This is a genomic window from Demequina lutea (genome assembly GCF_013409005.1).
GTDB lineage: Bacteria > Actinomycetota > Actinomycetes > Actinomycetales > Demequinaceae > Demequina > Demequina lutea.
In genome coordinates this window covers 44942-62586 of record NZ_JACBZO010000001.1, presented here as the reverse complement: position 1 = coordinate 62586, position 17645 = coordinate 44942, and the positions used below count along the sequence as shown (strand labels likewise).

Here is a 17645-nt window from a genome sequence, read left to right as displayed (position 1 = left end):
AGCGAACCCTCCCCAGGCGATGTGTGGATAACCCACCTTTGCGGCGTTTGCGGTGAGAGTGTTTCACGTGAAACATTGACCTGTACCCCGGCTACGAGACCCCTGAGGAGACGTGTGTGACTGACCACGAGCTCGACGCGCGCAGCGCCGCTGCGACGTCCCCCGATGGACAGAGGAGCCACGTCCCTGCGTACCAGCCCAACGGGCTGGGTCGTCCCGCCGCAGACCGTCCCGCCGCAGACCGTCCAGCATTGGACGACGCGTTCAGCAGAATTGGCGTTGACGGCGATAGCCCCCTCGCGAGCGAACTCCTCGAGCTGGAGCGGCTTCGCCGCACCTTGGAGGAGTCGAACTTTCCGCGCCCCGCAAAGACGCGAATCATCGCGATCTCCAATCAGAAGGGCGGCGTCGGCAAGACGACAACGTCGGTCAACGTCGCCGCGGCGCTCGCGAGCAAGGGCGCGAACGTCCTGGTGATCGACGCCGACCCCCAGGGCAACGCGTCCACGGCCCTGGGCGTGGACCACCGTGCGGGAACGCCCTCCATCTACGAAGTCCTCCTTGAGGACGTGCCGATCGCGTCGGTGGCTCAGCGGTGTCCCGACCTGCCGTCGCTGTGGTGCGTTCCGGCGACGATCGACCTGGCGGGTGCCGACATCGAGCTCGTGTCAGCCGTCCGCAGGGAGTATCGGCTCCATACGGCGATTACGGAGTTGCTCGCACGCGAGGGCAAACAACTCGACTACCTCATCATTGACTGTCCCCCCAGCCTTGGACTGCTGACGCTCAACGCCATGGTGGTGGCGACAGAGGTGCTCATCCCGATTCAATGCGAGTACTACGCGCTGGAGGGATTGAGCCAGTTGATGCGCACCATCGCGATGGTGAAGAAGCACCTCAATCCGGCGATCTACGTTTCCACTATCGTGCTCACCATGTACGACCAGCGCACCAACCTCGCGCGTGAGGTTGCTCAAGAGGTCAGGACGCACTTTCCCAACGAGACCTTCGACCAGACGGTGCCTCGCTCCGTCCGGGTGTCTGAGGCCCCCAGTTTTGGCAAGACAGTCATCACGCACGACCCCCACTCCACAGGAGCGGTGGCCTACTTGGCGATCGCAAAGGAGTTGGCCGAACGCGGCGCGGCCGTAGGAGGTTCATTGTGAGCACCCCGAAGCGAGGACTGGGGCGCGGCCTCGGGGCCCTCATCCCCACCGAACCCGAGGAGCGCGTCGGCGACGACGCAGCGAATGACTCAACCCAAAGGCGAGGTGACCGACCGCGGGACGTGTTCTTCTCGGACACGGGGGCAGTTCCGCGAGTCACGGACGAGATGATTGCGGCAGCGACCGATGGGGGAAGCGGCTTGAGGGCCGTGCCCGGAGCGACCTTCGCGTTCATTGACCCGGCAGAGGTCGTGCCGAATAAGCGCCAACCGCGCACGGTGTTCGACCCCGAAGCACTCGCAGAGCTCGTGGGGTCCATCAAGGAAATCGGTGTTCTGCAGCCCATCGTGGTGCGACGCAACCCCGAGGGCTCGGGCTTCGAGCTCATCATGGGTGAGCGTCGATTGCGGGCGACCCGTGAGGCGGGCCTTACCGAGATCCCCGCGATAATCCGGAGCACGGAAGACACGGCGATGCTTCGCGATGCGCTGGTCGAGAACCTGCATCGGTCCCAGCTCAATCCGCTTGAGGAGGCCGCGGCGTACCAGCAACTCCTCGATGACTTCGAGATTACGCACGAGCAGCTCGCCACCAGGCTGAGCCGCTCCAGGCCGCAGATCTCGAACACGCTCCGCCTGCTGAAGCTCCCGCCTGCGGTGCAGAAGCGCGTCGCCGCGGGCGTGATTAGCGCCGGGCACGCTCGGGCCCTTCTCACGCTTCCCAGCCCTGAGGCAATGGACCAACTCGCCACACGCATCGTCGCGGAGGGAATGTCGGTGCGCGCCACCGAGGAGGCCGTGACGCTCGGCGTTGAGCTCAAGGTGCCCAAGAAGGGTTCCGTGCGCCCAGGCGGCCGCACGGCGGCGCTGGACGACCTCTCCGCGCGCCTGGGAGACCACCTCGACACCCGGGTTGGGGTCCAGTTGGGCCGCGCCAAGGGCAAGATCACGATCGACTTCGCGACGGTCGAGGACCTGGACCGCATCGTCCGCCTGATCAACCCCGAAGATCCGGGCGTCTTTGGGTCGAAGTAGGCCAGGAACCGTTAGTGCGAGCGGAACCGGGCGAGGGCGTCCGCGCAGATGGTTTCGTACAGCACGCCAAGGTCAACGCCGCTCGCCTCGATGGCCTGGGGGAGCAGCGACGTCTCGGTCATTCCGGGCGAGACATTGATGTCGATCACGTTCGCCACGCCGCCATCCAGGATCATGTCGATGCGCGAGATGTCGACGAGGCCAAGCGTCCGGTGGACGGCAAGGGCCGTCGCCTCGACGGCTGCGGTCGTCTTCGCGTCCAGGCGGGCTGGAGCGAAGTACTCCACGCGGCCGGCGTTGTACCTGGCGTCGTAGTCGTAGGGGCCCTCGCACACGATCTCGACCGCAGGAAGCACGTGCGCGTCGTCGCCGGTACCCAGGACGGAGACCCCCACCTCGGTTCCAGTAAGGGCGCGTTCTATCATCGCCATGTCGTCGTATGCGAAGCATTGCACCATCGCGTGGGCGAGCTCGCCGGGCTCCGTGACTAGCGTCACGCCAAGAGCCGAGCCGCCCCTCGCTGGCTTGACGACGACCGGGAGCGGGAAGCGATCCAAGAGCGCGCCCATCATCTGGTCAGCCCCCACCTCTCTGAACAACGACTGCGGCAGCGTCACGTAATCGGGAGTCGGGACCGAGTTGCGCGATAGGACCGCCTTGGCGACGGGCTTGATCCACGCGACCCTGGCCTCGCGAGCGCGGGTGCCGACGAAGGCCACATCCATCAGTTCGAGGAGAGCCTGGAGCGATCCGTCCTCACCGGAGGCGCCATGCAACAGGGGCCAGACGACGTCGTCGTCGCCCAGTGCGCGCAGCGCGGGTATGAGGGAGGCGTCGACGTCGGCGAGGGTCACCTTGATGCCGCGGGACTCGAGCGCATCCTTTACCCGTCGCCCGGACCGGATCGAGACGTCGCGCTCATGCGACATGCCACCTGCCAGAATCAGAACGTTCATTTCGTCTCCTTCTCGCTTCGCCAGGGGGTGGCGCTAGGCCAGGTCGGGTGATGGGAACTGCACCGTCTTGGTGGCGCCTGCCGCGCCGGGGCCGAAAATCCTGACGGTCTCCATCTCGGCCTCCACCACGCCGGCGAGGCGTTGCACGCCCTCACGGATCCGCTCGGGGGTGGGGTAGCAGTACGAGAGGCGCATGTAGTTCGAGCCGGAGCCGTCGAAGTAGAAGGCGGTGCCGGGAACGTAGGCCACGCGGGCCGTCACGGCACGGGGGAGCATCGCCTTCGCGTCGAGCCCGTCGGGGAGTTTGACCCACACGTAGAAGCCGCCATCGGGGACGTTCCACGATGCCTCGGGAATGAACTCCTCAAGCGCGTGGATCATCGCGTCGCGGCGCTCGCGGTACTGCTCCCTGAACTTCTTGATCTGGCCCTGCCAGTCCGAGTGCTCCAGGTAGCTCGCGATCGCCATCTGTGAGGCGTTCGATGGACACAAGATGGCCGACTCCGAGGCGAGTACCAGCTTGTCGCGCACCGCGTGCGGCGCCGCGGCCCAGCCAACGCGAAATCCGGGGGCGAAGGTCTTCGAGAAGGACCCCAGGTAGATGACCCCTTCGGCGTCCATGGACCTCATCGCGGGCAGGGGCTCCCTGTCGAAGCCGAGCAGGCCGTAGGGGTTGTCCTCCAGCACGAGGACGCCGAAGCGGCGGCAAATCTCCAGGATCTGGGGCCGACGTTCGAGCGACAGGGTGACGCCGCCGGGGTTGTGGTAATTCGGCACGGTGTACAGGAACTTGACGCGCCGGCCCTCCGCCTTGAGCCCGGCAAGGGTCGACGCGAGGGCCACGGGAATCAGGCCATTCTCATCCATGGGAACGTGTACGACGTCGGCCTCGTGGGCGCGGAACACGCCAAGGGCGCCCACGTACGACGGCGCCTCGGCAACGATCACGTCGCCCGGGTCGATGAAGACGGTGGTGACGAGGTCGAGCGCCTGTTGCGAGCCCGTGGTGACCACGACGTCGTCGGGGTGCGCGCGAATGCCCTCGAGGGCCATGACGTGCGTGATGTGCTCGCGAAGGTTCTCGTCGCCCTGACCCGAGCCGTACTGCAGAGCGGTCTCGCCGTGCTCGACGATCAGCCGGCGCATCATCTCGCCGATCTCCTCCAGCGGCAGACCCCCGATGTAGGGCATGCCGCCCGCAAGAGAGACGACCTCGGGTCGCGAGGCCACCGCAAAGAGCGCCCGGATCTCGGACGCGCGCATGTTGTGCGCGCGGGAGGCGTACGACCCAAGCCAAGGGTCGAGTCGCGTTCCCCCTGAATCCGAGTGAGTCATGTCCGTAAGTTTGTCACGAACGCGAGGCACATCGTGAAGTGCGTGGCCGGGCGGTCTGGCACCACGTTCCTGAGGCCGGTTGACGAGCCGCCGAAACCCGGCCCGCCCATACCCGGGCGACGTTCCCGCGCTAGGCGCCGACGACCTCGTCGAACTGTGCCTGGAGCGTCGCCTTGGGGCGCGCGCCGACAATGGTCTTGACCACGGCGCCGTCCTTGAAGAAGTGCATCGTCGGGATGGACGTCACGCCGTACGCCATCGCGATGTCGGGGTGCGCCTCCGTGTCCACCTTGACGACCTTGACCTTGCCCACGTACTCGGTGGACAACTCGTCGAGGATCGGCGCGACCGCGCGGCAAGGGCCGCACCACGTCGCCCAGAAGTCCACCACCACGGGCATCGGTGATTCGAGAACCTCTGCCTTGAAGTTCTCGACTGTGGCGTTAATGATCATGCTCATCGTGTTCCTTCCTTGAGCAGGGCGGCCTCGTCGAGTCCGTGCTCGGAATCCTCAAGGTCTTCGAGCCAGCGTTGCGCATCGAGCGCGGCGGCGCAACCGGTACCGGCCGCGGTGATGGCCTGCCTGTACCTGCTGTCAACCAGGTCTCCACATGCGAACACGCCAGGGATGTTCGTGAGTGTGGTGCTTCCCTCGGTCACGACGTATCCCGCCTCGTCAAGATCGACGACGCCCTTCACGAGTTCGTTGCGGGGGTCGTGGCCGATTGCCACAAACAGACCCGTAGCAGGGATAACGGACTCGCCGCCGGTCACGAGATTGCGCAGGACCACGCCAGACAACTTGTCGGCGCCCTCGAGGGACTCGACTGCGGAGTTCCACGCGAACTCGATCTTGGGGTCGGCCTTGGCGCGGTCCGCCATCACCTTGGAGGCGCGCAGCTCGTCGCGCCTGTGGACGATGGTGACCTTGTTGGCGAAGCGGGTGAGGAACGTCGCCTCCTCCATTGCGGAGTCGCCGCCGCCAACGACCACGACGTCTTGGCCGCGGAAGAAGAAGCCGTCGCACGTGGCGCACCAACTCACGCCCTTGCCGGAGAGACGCTTCTCGTCGTCGATGCCGATCTCGCGGTATGCGGATCCCATGGCGAGGATCACGGCGCGCGTCTGGTGAACGGCGCCCATTCCGGTCGTGACCGTCTTGATGTCACCGGTGAGCTCCACCGAGGTGACGTCGTCGAAGACGATCTCGGCGCCAAACTTCTCGGCCTGCGCCTGAAGCGCGGTCATGAGTTCGGGACCCTGAACGCCCTCCACAAAACCGGGAAAGTTCTCCACCTCGGTCGTGTTCATGAGCGCGCCGCCAGCGGTCACGGAGCCGGCAATAACGAGCGGGTTCAGCCCCGCGCGGGCGGCATAGATGGCGGCGGTGTAGCCGGAGGGGCCAGAACCGACGATGACGACATTGCGAATCTCAGTCACGAGTGAAACCTTCTCAGTGGTAGATGACCCTGCAACGCGATTCTAGGCCCGCTGTATTCCGAAGTGCGGCGCACCTCCGGTGTTGGCGCGCCTCTGGGTGACGACGCGTCTACGGGGGTGGCAGTGTGGGCCCGAGCGTGAATGGGGGGTAGGTCTGAGGTGGGTTGTCGTGTCCGTCAAAGGTGGGCACGTATGGCCTGGTAATGAGCGATGCCCCAATCACCGCGGACACGAAGAGGCCCACGAGCAACACGGCAAGCAACAGCGGGCCCACGTTGAGAGGGGCCGCTGCTTGGGCGCGGCGGCGTGCCACAGTCGCGGCGTTCGCCAAGGCGGTCGAACGGGGGAAGCGTTGGCTTAGGCGTTCGAGGAGCGCCTCCGCGACGGACCGTTGGGTCCCCACATTCTGAGCTGCGACGATGTCGTGGAACTCGTCCAGATCGTCAACCGCTCGTCCGAAGCGGGTGCGGGGCCGTTCGAGCACCAGGTCGACGATGTCGGCGTCGATGACGTCGGAGCCGGCCGCCTTGGCGGCGACCAGGTCGGCGTTGACAAGTTCATTGTCAACAAGCTCATCGTCAACAAGCGCGGTGTCGACGGGCCCAGCGTCGACGGGCCCAGCGTCGACGATGTCGTCGTCGCCAACGCCAGCGTCCTCGAGATCGGGCTCGCCTTCGACACGGTCGTGGGCGGGACCTTCCTCGACGTCGCCCTGCGGCGAGGGAGCGGGGATGACCGGCGATCGCGGCCACCACAGCGAGGGCGCCTCCGCAACCAGAGCCTTAAGAATCCGTGAATCGCCTGTGCCGAGCGCGGCGGTGACATCGGCAAGGGACGTGGGACCGGCGCCCTTGATCAGCGCGTGACACAAGTTCCTTGCGTCCAGCGGCACGTCGGTGGGAATGTCCGCCTCGGTAACCTCGGCGGGATCCATGGCCGTAATCGCGGCGAGGTAGAGGTTCGCCAGCGCCACGGCGTCGGTGCGTTCGTTCCGGACCTTCGCGCGACCGGACTGCGCCGCAATCACGCCGTCGATGCCCAGTCCGCTGACCATCACCCTGCCCTGCTCGGTGATCGTGATGGATTCGGCGCGCACCAGTCCGTGATGCACGCCCGTGCTCGCCACGGTCGCCAGCGCGGCCGCGGCTTCACCGATGGACGCGGCGGCGCTTGCCGGGGCAAACGCAATGTTCCCCAGCAGCTCGTCGAGCCTGACTCCGCTAGGCCGCTCGGTGACGACGTAGAAGGTGCGCTCGTTGCCGCGGCGTTCGATTCCGGCTGAGAGCACGCGATTCAGCCGCTTGTCGCGCAACACCCGCGCCTGTTGCGCCGCGCGGATCACCGCGCTCGGCGCCCGGCACGTGACGATGTCGACCGTCACGTCGACATCGAGTCGCGTGTCCCTCGCGACATACCTGACCAGGCCAGGCAAGTACTCTTCGTCGGCGCGCGCCAAGACGTAGCGGCGCGCGATGGTCTCCCCGGCCTGCACAATCACCTCATGACACTCGACGACCGCATCATCGTACGCGGCGCAAACGACGTGTCACGGCCTGCGCGACCGCGGTCGCTTCAGAGATGCCCAGGAACCGGCTCGCGGCGGCATACACGACAAACATCGAGAGCGAAATTGCCCCCGACATCCCGGCGCTGGTCATGACGGCCGAAAGACCCTCTTGGTTCCAGGAGTGTGGCCCGGCCATCAGGATGGCCACGCCCGCGACCGCGGCGAGTGACGCGGCCACAGCCGCCTTGAGGTGGGTCGTGGTGATGCGCTTGAGGTCCATGCCGCCCAGGCGCCGGTTGAGGCCCCAGAACCTCAAGACCACCGCCACCAGGTTCGTGGCCAGCATGCCCAAAGCCACACCCCTCACCCACCAGAGGGGATCCATCGTCCCCTTGACGGCGTAGGCGACCGCGAGCAACGCGATCGTCATGGGGATCTGAATGAGGAAGACCGTGCGAGCGTCTTCGAGCGCAAAGTAGGCCTGCTTGAGCATCACCGAGGCGCCGAGCGGGACGAGGCCGAGGCTCATGATCGCGAGCACCCACGCCACGGCGTCCACCGACTCGCCCGAAACACTGGGCGCGAGGACGCGGACCAGGTGCGGCGAGGCGACGATCATGGCGGCGCCCGCGAACATCGTGAAGACGCCGATGGTGCGCACGCCTTCGCTCGTCACCTCGCGCAGGCGGTCGAGTCTTCCGGAGGCGACGTGGCGGGACATCTGCGTGAACAACACCGTCATCAGGGAGATCGTGACGAGCGAGTGGGGCACCAAGAAGAAGCTAAGCGCGTAGTCGTAGGCGGCCGACCCTGCGATGGAGGGATCGGGTTGGCTCGCGATGTGCGTCACGGGGTCCACCGGTGAAGACGCCGCGGTCGCCGCGGTTGCCACGTTGCTGGCGAACCACACGGTCACCTGTTCGACGAGCACTGCTCCGAGTGCCCACGACGCGACCTTCGCCACGACGCTGAGTTCGCCCTTGGGGCCCCGCCAGACCCAGCGCCAGCGGTAGCCGCCCTTGATCATCGGTGGGATGAGAATCAGGGCCTGCGCGGCGATGCCTAGCGTGGCAACGGCCGCCACGAGGAGGATCTTGGGAGTGGTCCAGTCGCTCACGATGGTGGAGATGGTCGCGTTCTCGTCGTAGGCGTACCCGCCAAAAAGCTTGTAGTACACCACAAGGCCTGCGATCGCGACGACGTTGTTCGCGACGGGTGCCCACATGAACCACCCGAACTGCTCGCGCGCGTTGAGCACCTGGCCAAAGAGCGTGTAGAGGCCGTAGAAGAACAGTTGCGGAATGCACCAGAGCGCGAAGGCGGTCGCAAGGGCTGTCTGGTCGGGACCCCAAGTGTGGGAGTAGAACCTGACCCAAAATTCCGCCATGAGCGTGAGCACCGTGGTCGCGACGAGGATGCCCACTCCACCCAAGGTGAGGATGCGGTGGATAGTGCGCTCGCTCCCGCCGCGGAAGGCCTTGACGATCTGGGGCACGAGCACCGCGTTGAGTACGCCAGCGGCGAGTACGGCGTACATGACGTTGGGGAGCCTGTTGGCGACCGAGTAGGAGTCTGCCGCGATCCCTGTGACGCCGATGTCGATGGTGAGCAACATCCCTCGCACCACGCCAAGGACCCTGGAGACGAGCGTGCCCGCCGCCATGATGGCCGTGTGGCGGCCGACGCTCGCGGGGGGCTTCTCGCTGCCGCCGGCGAGGCCAAGGCTCCCCGCCGTCGGAAGGTCAACGGGCATCAACGCGCCAGGATCGTCGGTCGTCATGGTGTCATTGTGCGGGAGATCAGGCGTCGTCGTCCGACGCACCCGCCACGGGGGTCTCCGTCGTGGGCCGCAATCGGGTGTCCTTGCGACCGCGCCTAATGGTTCTGAACAGGCCGGCGATCAGCAGAACGACGAGCGCAGCGGTGAAGACTCCAGTGGTCAGGTTTCCCCACGCGGCACGCACGCGGACACGGAGGGTCTCGGCGACCGCGAGGGTCGCGCCACTCTCGGTTCGCAGCGCGACTGACAAGTCGACGTCGCCGCTCGAGATCGCCGCCACGGGCACCTTCACCATGGTGTCCGATTTTGCGTCGATGGTCACGGTCGGTTGCTCTTTGGTGCGCAGTATTGGCGATAGCGAGGTCACGGCGAGCCTGACGGTGACGGGGACGTCGAGCGAGTTGCTGACGGTGATCGGTACCGAACCCGACGAAGACACGAGGAGCAGCCGCGAGCCCGATGTCACCGTCACGGATGCCAGCGCGGTGTTGGCGGCGTCGCGGGCCGCGGTCGTTTGGGCGGCGCGGTACGCCAGGTCCACCCTGTTTGACAACGAAAGCGACTCGAGCACCCCCCGCTCCGCATCCGCGATCACCTTCGACGATTTGGTGGTGGCCTTTGCCAGGTCGTCGAGGCGTGTGAGGGCGGAGACCGCGCCCACCACGTCGTCGGCGGCGGCGTCGCTTGGCTTCGTGGTGAGGGCCGGGAGTTTGATGGATGGGTGGTCCGGCGCGGACAGGACCGCAGACAGAGGACGTGAGGTGACGAACGGGGCATCCAACAGCGCCCTGAGTGCCCGCGAGGGACGAGTGCCCTCGACACTCCAGCCGTCCCCGGGTGCCACGACTACCGAGCCCGCGCCAGAGCTCGCCACGAATGCGGCCTGAGCCAGCACCCACGCGGTGGAGGTCGAATCGGCCGGAGACCGTGAGGCGAGCATGGACGACATGGGGCGATTGGCGACGACGATGGGGACGGTGGCCGCGCCGTCGATCGTCCCGGCGTCGTAGGCGCCACCCCCTGGGGGAGCGTCGACGTCCGCCCAGCGCGCGTCGACGAGTACCGCGGCCGCGCCCTCTTTGGTGGCCGCGGAGACGGTGGATTCATCCGTGGCGGCAGCGACGGCGATCCACTGGAGGTTACTGACCCCGCGACTGCGGCTGACGGCATCCTCAATGAGGCCAGGGGTGTCGGCGTGCGCGGCGCTCGTGACGTCGATGTTTGCGGCAGGCAGCGCGTAGGCCTCGCGTCCGTCCAAGGACAGGCGTTGCTCCTCCGTCAGGGCCGTGGGGTCGACGAGCAGGGCAACACGCGGGTCGGAGGCCGCGACGAGCAACCCGGCGACCCTCGACGCGGCGCCGGTAATGGAGGCCACCGCGGTGACCGCCAGTTGAGGCAGCGCCGAGGGCTGCCAGGTCAGGGGGGTCGCACGCGTCCAGACGGACTGCCCGTCTACCGTGAGCTTTACGACCACGCCGTAGACGCCGGGTGCGTCGGTCGGCAGGCCAAATCCGCCAGCGGGAATCATGATCGTCGTGCTCGTGTGTGTGCCGGCCTGCAACTGGCCCCCGCTGGGGGTGCCATCGGAGACGGGGGAACTGGACAGCAGGCGGACCGGCGTGTCAGAAGGCGAGGCGCCGAAGGCCGTCAGCTCCGCAATATCTGCAAACGGGGCGTTCGTCATCGAGAGGGTCACCGTCGCGTTATTCACCGTCTGGAGCGTCGAGATTGCCTCGACCATCACCGCGTAGGGCGTCTGGGAGTTTGCGCTCGCGGGAATGTCTCCCGCCATCTGGACGGAGAGGCCGGGGATGGTCTGATCGCGCGGCGTCGGCGTGGGGGCCGGGGTCGGGGTCTGGGTCGCGGCGAGCGCCGCCGAGCCGGTGAGCGCCACGAGTCCCGCCACCGCGATGGCGGCGAGAGCGCGGATCACGCGGTTGGGCCTCATCACGACCGCGCGGTCAGCAACTCTGCTGCCAAGAGCGCCATCTTCCGCTCATTGGGGAACGCGAGTCGAGTGCCGAGGTCTGCGATCGGGATCCAGGCGGCGACCTCGGCTTCGTGGTCCGGATCGTTCTCCGTCGTAATGTCGCCCTCGATCGCTTCCATCAAGAAATGATGGACCTTCTTGTGAACCCGGCGGTCGTCGCCAGTGAACCAGTAGTCGATCACGCCAAGGGGCTGCAGAATTTCCGACGAGATTCCGGTCTCTTCGGCGACCTCGCGAATCGCGGCGATCTCGGGAGTTTCGCCTGCCTCAATATGCCCCTTTGGGAGGCACCATTCCAGGCGTCCCGAGCGGTTGCGGCGGCCGATGCATGCCACGTACGCAACACCATCGTCAACCCTCACGGCAACACCGCCAGCGGAGACCTCGCGCGATACAGGCAACTGGCCCGCGACGCGCAGGATGCGGCGCTTCTTGGTCGCGGCGCCCACCGGAGGCCGCGGCATGCGGCCAGGACGGGGGATCGGCAAGTCCGGCATGGCCCAACTCTAACTGGGCGCGAACGCGGTCCCGGGCGCGTGGGCGGCCGAAGCGTGCGCCGTGTCTTCCGCGGATCGGGATCGGGTCCGCGCCGCGTCGAGCGCGTCCGATGGGAGACTGGTGCCCATGACTCGGCCCACACCACCCGTTGTTCCCCCTCGCAACGTGTTGGTTGCGCGTGCCGAGGCGCTCAACGTCGTTCTTCCTCCCGAGGTCATGGAACTCGCCGAGACCTTCGTCGACGCGGGCCACGACCTGGTCCTTGTGGGCGGTCCTGTGCGCGACGCCTTTCTGGGGCGCTCGAGTGCCGACCTCGACTTTGCGACCTCGGCACGGCCGGACGAGACCGAGGCCCTGTTGTCCCGCTGGACCAAGGCCACGTGGGACATGGGGCGCGACTTCGGAACCATCGGCGGCAAGAGGAACGACCTCGTCGTCGAAATCACGACATTCCGTGCGGACGAATACGACGGGGTGACGCGCAAGCCCGTGGTCGCTTTTGGCGACTCGTTGGAGGGCGACCTCGCACGGCGCGACTTCACTATTAATGCGATGGCGCTGCGGGTAGCAACCGGCGAGTTCATCGATCCCTTCGGTGGCCTGGATGACCTCGCGGGTGGGCTGCTGCGCACTCCCGTGGGTGCCGACGTGTCGTTCGGCGATGACCCCTTGCGCATGATGCGGGCCGCGCGTTTCGTTTCTCAACTCGGCTTCGAGATTGAGCCGGCCACGTTTGCCGCGATGGGCCGGATGGCCGACCGCATCACGATCGTCTCGGCGGAGCGCGTGCGAGACGAGCTCACCAAGCTGCTCATGGGCGCCGACGTCAGGGCGGGACTCACCGCCCTTGTCGATTCGGGGATTGCCGCGCATGTGCTCCCCGAGTTGCCCGCTCTCCAACTCGAGGTCGACGAGCACCACCACCACAAGGACGTTTACCAACACACGCTCACGGTGATTGAACAGGCCATCGATCTGGAGACTGGCGACGACGGCGCGGTACCTTCGCCCGACCTGGTGCTGCGACTAGCCGCTCTGATGCATGACGTCGGTAAGCCCGCGACGCGTCGGCTCGAGCCTGGCGGCGTCGTCAGTTTTCATCACCATGAGGTGGTTGGCGCCAAGATCGCCACGAAGAGGCTCAAGGCCCTGCGGTTCGAAAAGGACGTGATCAAGGCGGTTGCCCATCTCACCGAGCTGCATCTGCGGTTTCACGGATATGGCGAGGCGCGCTGGTCCGACTCCGCGGTGAGGCGGTACGTGACGGACGCGGGCGATCAGCTCGAGCGACTGCATCGGCTCACGCGGGCTGATGTCACCACGCGAAATCGACGCAAGGCCGAGCGTTTGGCTTTCGCCTACGACGACCTCGAGGCCCGCATCGCGGAACTGCGAGCCAAGGAGGAGATCGACGCGATCCGCCCCGATCTCGACGGCACGGAGATCATGGAGACCCTGGGCATCGGCCCCGGTCGCGCCGTCGGCGATGCCTACAAGTTCTTGCTTGAACTGCGGATGGAGCACGGCCCGCTTGGGACCGAGCGTGCGCAAGAGGAGCTCCGGACGTGGTGGTCTGCGCGGGCCTAGCCCCTCCCCCGTAGTGGGTCATCACGTACCCGAAGTGGGTCATCACGTACCCGTAGTGAAGGTCGTCCCCATCCTGGTGGGTCAAGAGGTACCCACCGCCTGGCCATCCCCGCCAGCAAACGCGCTCCCCTGCGGCGTCCCATGGACGCATGACTCTTTCCGAGGCGCTTCACGAGCTCCGCACCGCTCCGCGCCCCTTTGCGACGGGCGAGGTGCTGGCGATGGCGAGCCGGCACGGCCTCGAGAACGCGGTGCGGCGCGGCGCGATCGTCCGTATCCTGCCCGGCCTGTACGCGGCCGCTCTCCACTCAGACTCGTGGCTCGTCCTCGCGAGAGCTGCACTTCAGTGGTCGCCCGACGCCGTGCTGTCAGGCGCAAGCGCGCTCTTCGCGGCAGGGGCTTTGCTTGACGCGCCGTCGCGCATCGAGGTGGTGGTTCCGCGTCACGGCAGACGTCGATACCCGGCGTGGATCGCCGCGAGACGCTCCGACCTCATCCTTCCCACGGCGCCATGGATCGAGGCGCACCGCATGCTCGTTCCCGCGTATGCGGTGGCGCTCGGATACGGCGCGGCGCCTCCTGGGTTCCGCGCGGAACTCGTCTACGGTCCGGTGCGGTCGGGCCGCACGACCCCGGAGGAGATCGACGCTGCCGTGCGCTCGCTTCCGCGGGTGCGATCGCGACGGGCCCTCCATCGCCGTGCCGCCCTGGCCGCAGCCGGAATCGAGAGCTTCATGGAGGAGGTCGGCGCACGTGACGTGCTCGTCGGCCCCGAATTCGCCGGGCTGGTGCGGCAGCATCGGTTGCATGTGCGAGGGGCATCCTTCAGGGCCGATGCGTTCCACGCCCCCTCGTTGACGGCTTTCGAGTTTGACGGCGCCCGGTTTCACGATGCTCGCCGGCTCGAGGACGCGCGGCGCGACGCCATCCTTGCTTCGGTAGGTGTGGTGACGGTGCGTTTCGGGTACGCAGATGTCATGAATCGGCCCGAATGGTGCAGAGACGTGGCGCTAAGAACCGTGCAGGCCCGGGTACGTGATGACCCACTGAGAGACCGATGACGAGCAAACGGGCGCGTGATGACCCACTACCGGGAGGGTTGCGGGTCCCAGCCCGGGTCCCGGCCCGGGGCGGCGGCCACGGGGTCGCCGCCGCACCGAAATACAGGCCGACGTCCTCTGCTACGCGGCGGGCAAGTGCGGAAACGCTTGCGCCGTGGGCTTGTTGACGATGCGCCCGTCGACCACGGCGAGCCCCTTTGCGAGCGCGGGGTTTGCGGCGGTCGCCACCGCCCATCCGTGGTTGGCAAGCGCGAGCGCGTAGGGAAGCGTCGCGTTGGTGAGCGCCACCGTGGAGGTGTAACCGACCGCGCCCGGCATGTTGGCGACGCAATAGAACACCGAGCCCTCGACCTTGTAGGTCGGGTCGGCGTGGGTGGTCGCGTGCGAGTCCTCGAAGCAGCCACCCTGGTCGATCGCGATGTCGACCAGCACGGAGCCTGGCTTCATTGCGGCGACGGTCTCGTGGCTCACCAGCTTGGGCGCGCGCGCCCCCGCGACGAGGACGGCGCCGATGACGATGTCGGCGTCGATGCACGTCGCCTCGATCTCGTGTGCGCTCGACACGACGGTCTTGATGGAACCGCCATACAAAGCGTCGAGTTGACGTAGGCGAGGGATCGAGGTGTCGAGCACGGTGACGTCGCAACCGATGCCGACGGCCTGCGCGAGGGCCCCGGCGCCGGAGACGCCCGCGCCGATGACGGCCACCTTGGCAGGCCGCACTCCCGGAACCCCGGAGGCAAGCACCCCGCGACCGCCCTGGCTCGACATCAAGTGGTAAGCGCCAACGAGCATCGACATGCGGCCCGCGACCTCGGACATCGGCGCAAGCAACGGCAGCGAGCCGTCCGCGAGCTGCACCGTCTCGTAGGCGATCGAGACGCAATCCGCGTCGATGAGCGCTTGAGTGAGGGGTTCGTTCGCGGCGAGGTGGAGGTACGTGAAGAGCGTGAGGTCGGGGCGCAAGTAGCCGTATTCCGACGCGATCGGTTCCTTGACCTTGAGCACCATCTCGCAACCCCAGGCGTCGCCAACCGCGCCAATCTGGGCTCCCGCTGCGACGTAGTCGGCGTCGCCGAATGATGAACCGACGCCCGCTGCGGCCTGAACGATCACCTCGTGTCCCGCCTCCAGGAGCTCGCGGACTCCTGCGGGCGTGATGGCCACGCGCGTCTCGTTGTTCTTGACTTCTGCAGGAATTCCGATGCGCATGGTGTTCTCCTTCGGCGATATGGCTTGGGGTGGTGGCGACGATGCCCGCGACGGGCCGCCTTGGCCGAATGGCGTCGCTCATCGACAATTGTCGAAGAATCTGCGAACAACGCAAGCAATTGCGGATAAGTTGTAGGTCAGGGCCCCAAAGAGAGAAGAAAACATGAGCGCTGGCACCGCCGAGGCCCGTTTACCGACGAATCTTCGACTCGACGCGCTCGACGAGAAGATCCTGTGGGAGTTGATCAAGGACGCGCAGTTGTCGAACGCGGCGCTCGCGGCCCGCCTGCACGTGTCGCCGTCGACCACCCACTCGAGGGTGCGGGCGCTGAAGGACACGGGCGTGATCCGATCATCGCACGTGGAGGTTGACTTCGAGGCGCTCGGGCTCACGGTCCAGAGCCTCGTGTCCGTCCGCCTGCGCGCGCAGGCCCGCCCCCAGGTCAAGAACTATGCCCGGCAAGTGTCGCAACTGCCGAACGTGGTCTCGGTGTTCTTTGTGGGAGGGAACGTCGACTTCCTCATCCATGTGGCGTGCACATCGACGACGCAGTTGCGCGACTTCGTCGCTAGCCACCTGAGCATGGATCCGGCCGTCGCGTCGACGGAGACGCAGATCGTGTTCGAGCACCTCATCGGGGCCGAGCACAAGAAGGGCGACGACGGGCTGACGGCTATGCGGCGCAAACTCGCCTAGGTCTGCCGCGCCGACGCCACCTAGGCCGACGCAACCGACGCCGACGCCACCTAGGCCGGCTTCACCTCGATCACCCTCGCGGTGCGCGGGGCGCGCGCGTACACGAAGGCCGCCCCCACATACGCAATCACCAACGCGCCCATGACCGCGTGAGAGTAGCCATTCGCGGGCAAGACCACCGCGCCCACGACGGCCGCCGAAATGAAGGCGGTGTTGTACGCGACGTCGTACAGCGCGAAGGCCCTCCCCCTGAAGGCATCGTCCGTGTCCCGCTGGACAATTGTGTCGACGGCGATCTTTCCGCCCTGTACCGCGAAGCTCACGATGACGGCAGCGCTTAGCAGCGCCCAGGATGACGACGAGATCGCCAGAATCGTCTGCCCGACGGCACCGAGCAATAGGCACGCAACGATCCACTGGTGCCTGTCGACGCGGTGGGCGAAGGTCGGGGTGAGAATTGCGGCGAGGCCGAAGCCGATCGCGGCGAAGCCGAGCACGAGCGTGAAGTGCTTGATCGCGCTTCCGGCACTGCCTGGTGTGCTGAGGATGTGGCGCGAGATGAGGATGGCCGCGACGAACATCATCCCATAGAGCATCCTTCCTGCTGCCATGACTCCCAGCGCTTGAAAGGGAGTCACGCGTTCCCGCAAGTGGTTGTAGCCCGCGCGAAGTTCTCTGAGCAAGTGGATCGCCTCGGCGGCGAATTCTTTTCCGTCGATGGTCGCCACTGGCCCCAGGGCGCGACGCCCAAGGGCGGTCGCCGTCCACGATGACGTGCCAAAAGCGACTGCGGCGCCGCCGAGGGCAAGAAGGGCGAGCCTGTTGTCGGACACCCCGGGAACGAGGATCGTGACGACGCCCCCGATGGCAGCGCCGATGGCGGCGGCGATGGTGCCCATCGTTGGCATGATCGCGTTTGCCGTCAGCAGGTCCTCGTCGTCGACGACCTGTGGGATGCCCGCGGTGAGCGCCGCCAACAGGAAGCGATTGATGGACAGGGTGAGGAGCGCAAGAAAGTAGAGAAACGGCTTGGGGGCGTTCAGGGCGATCGAACCGCCAATCGCCACCACGAGCGTGAGGCGGGCGAGGTTGCCAACAAGCACGATTCGCTGGCGGTGCCACCTGTCGATCATCGGCCCGACGAAGGGTCCCACAAGCGTGAAGGGGGCAAGAAGCACGGCGAATCCGGCCGCGATATCGCGCGGCGTCGACGCGGAGGTGGGATCGAAGAAGAAGGCGGTAGCGATTCCGACTTGGAACGCACCGTCGCCTCCCTGGGACAACACGCGTACCCATGTGAGGAGGCGAAAGCCACGGGATCTCCATAGGTGGCTGAGGTCCGCGAGGAAAGTCATGGCAATAGGCTAGGCGGTCGCCGACGC

The 17645-nt window shown here is 66.6% G+C and carries 15 protein-coding genes; 5 read left to right on the top strand and 10 right to left on the bottom strand.

The genetic code is table 11. From position 1 onward, the window contains the following. The first annotated feature begins 116 nt into the window (after positions 1-116). Entirely contained in the window at positions 117-1166 is a 1050-nt protein-coding gene (locus tag BKA03_RS00305; RefSeq protein ID WP_274518623.1) for a ParA family protein, read from the top strand. Continuing rightward, positions 1163-2200, top strand: a complete 1038-nt coding sequence (locus BKA03_RS00300; RefSeq protein ID WP_062075647.1) for a ParB/RepB/Spo0J family partition protein — start codon at positions 1163-1165, stop codon at positions 2198-2200. The genes BKA03_RS00305 and BKA03_RS00300 overlap by 4 nt, the downstream gene beginning before the upstream one ends. An 11-nt stretch (positions 2201-2211) precedes the next feature. On the opposite strand, the gene BKA03_RS00295 is transcribed toward BKA03_RS00300, so the two are convergent. The 8 genes from BKA03_RS00295 to BKA03_RS00260 all read right to left on the bottom strand — a co-directional run bounded on the left by BKA03_RS00295 (position 2212) and on the right by BKA03_RS00260 (position 11705). After that, complete coding sequence (locus tag BKA03_RS00295) at positions 2212-3156, bottom strand: D-alanine--D-alanine ligase family protein (protein ID WP_062075646.1); 945 nt, start codon at positions 3154-3156, stop codon at positions 2212-2214. Between the two features lie 33 nt (positions 3157-3189). Next, entirely contained in the window at positions 3190-4491 is a 1302-nt protein-coding gene (locus BKA03_RS00290) for an aminotransferase-like domain-containing protein (protein WP_062075645.1), read from the bottom strand. A gap of 130 nt (positions 4492-4621) precedes the next feature. Beyond that, positions 4622-4951: a thioredoxin gene (trxA, locus tag BKA03_RS00285; protein WP_062075644.1), complete on the bottom strand. Its 330-nt coding sequence runs from the start codon at positions 4949-4951 to the stop codon at positions 4622-4624. After that, positions 4948-5931 carry a thioredoxin-disulfide reductase gene (gene trxB / locus BKA03_RS00280; RefSeq protein ID WP_062075643.1) on the bottom strand — a complete coding sequence of 328 codons (984 nt, stop codon included), beginning with the start codon at positions 5929-5931 and terminating at the stop codon, positions 4948-4950. The genes trxA and trxB overlap by 4 nt, the downstream gene beginning before the upstream one ends. 109 nt (positions 5932-6040) lie before the next feature. Continuing rightward, entirely contained in the window at positions 6041-7429 is a 1389-nt protein-coding gene (locus tag BKA03_RS00275; RefSeq protein WP_062075642.1) for a protein kinase family protein, read from the bottom strand. Between the two features lie 22 nt (positions 7430-7451). Continuing rightward, positions 7452-9218, bottom strand: coding sequence for a murein biosynthesis integral membrane protein MurJ (murJ, locus tag BKA03_RS00270; protein WP_062075641.1), 1767 nt, complete (start codon positions 9216-9218; stop codon positions 7452-7454). 19 nt (positions 9219-9237) lie between these two features. Further along, positions 9238-11151 carry a DUF6049 family protein gene (locus tag BKA03_RS00265; protein ID WP_152649601.1) on the bottom strand — a complete coding sequence of 638 codons (1914 nt, stop codon included), beginning with the start codon at positions 11149-11151 and terminating at the stop codon, positions 9238-9240. Positions 11152-11165: 14 nt separating this feature from the next. After that, on the bottom strand, positions 11166-11705 hold the full coding sequence (locus tag BKA03_RS00260; protein ID WP_202965750.1) for an NUDIX hydrolase: 540 nt from the start codon (positions 11703-11705) through the stop codon (positions 11166-11168). A 127-nt stretch (positions 11706-11832) separates the two neighbouring features. On the opposite strand from BKA03_RS00260, the gene BKA03_RS00255 reads away from it, so the two are divergent. Further along, entirely contained in the window at positions 11833-13293 is a 1461-nt protein-coding gene (locus BKA03_RS00255) for a CCA tRNA nucleotidyltransferase (RefSeq protein WP_062075638.1), read from the top strand. Positions 13294-13442: 149 nt separating this feature from the next. Then, a complete protein-coding gene (locus BKA03_RS00250) occupies positions 13443-14354 on the top strand; it encodes a PDDEXK family nuclease (RefSeq protein ID WP_062075637.1) in 912 nt (303 codons plus the stop codon). A 120-nt stretch (positions 14355-14474) separates the two neighbouring features. Here BKA03_RS00250 and ald read toward each other — a convergent pair whose 3' ends face one another. Then, a complete protein-coding gene (ald, locus tag BKA03_RS00245) occupies positions 14475-15566 on the bottom strand; it encodes an alanine dehydrogenase (RefSeq protein WP_062075636.1) in 1092 nt (363 codons plus the stop codon). A gap of 163 nt (positions 15567-15729) precedes the next feature. On the opposite strand from ald, the gene BKA03_RS00240 reads away from it, so the two are divergent. Further along, entirely contained in the window at positions 15730-16263 is a 534-nt protein-coding gene (locus tag BKA03_RS00240) for an Lrp/AsnC family transcriptional regulator (RefSeq protein WP_062075635.1), read from the top strand. 50 nt (positions 16264-16313) lie between these two features. Here BKA03_RS00240 and BKA03_RS00235 read toward each other — a convergent pair whose 3' ends face one another. Then, complete coding sequence (locus BKA03_RS00235) at positions 16314-17618, bottom strand: MFS transporter (protein ID WP_062075634.1); 1305 nt, start codon at positions 17616-17618, stop codon at positions 16314-16316. Between the last annotated feature and the right edge of the window lie 27 nt (positions 17619-17645).

Coding starts and splice junctions, on each gene's coding strand:
- trxA (WP_062075644.1), bottom strand. CDS start 4,951: ATGAGCATGATCATTAACGCCACAGTCGAGAACTTCAAGGCAGAGGTT.
- BKA03_RS00255 (WP_062075638.1), top strand. CDS start 11,833: ATGACTCGGCCCACACCACCCGTTGTTCCCCCTCGCAACGTGTTGGTT.
- ald (WP_062075636.1), bottom strand. CDS start 15,566: ATGCGCATCGGAATTCCTGCAGAAGTCAAGAACAACGAGACGCGCGTG.
- BKA03_RS00290 (WP_062075645.1), bottom strand. CDS start 4,491: ATGACTCACTCGGATTCAGGGGGAACGCGACTCGACCCTTGGCTTGGG.
- murJ (WP_062075641.1), bottom strand. CDS start 9,218: ATGACGACCGACGATCCTGGCGCGTTGATGCCCGTTGACCTTCCGACG.
- BKA03_RS00235 (WP_062075634.1), bottom strand. CDS start 17,618: ATGACTTTCCTCGCGGACCTCAGCCACCTATGGAGATCCCGTGGCTTT.
- BKA03_RS00240 (WP_062075635.1), top strand. CDS start 15,730: ATGAGCGCTGGCACCGCCGAGGCCCGTTTACCGACGAATCTTCGACTC.
- BKA03_RS00295 (WP_062075646.1), bottom strand. CDS start 3,156: ATGAACGTTCTGATTCTGGCAGGTGGCATGTCGCATGAGCGCGACGTC.
- BKA03_RS00260 (WP_202965750.1), bottom strand. CDS start 11,705: ATGCCGGACTTGCCGATCCCCCGTCCTGGCCGCATGCCGCGGCCTCCG.
- BKA03_RS00250 (WP_062075637.1), top strand. CDS start 13,443: ATGACTCTTTCCGAGGCGCTTCACGAGCTCCGCACCGCTCCGCGCCCC.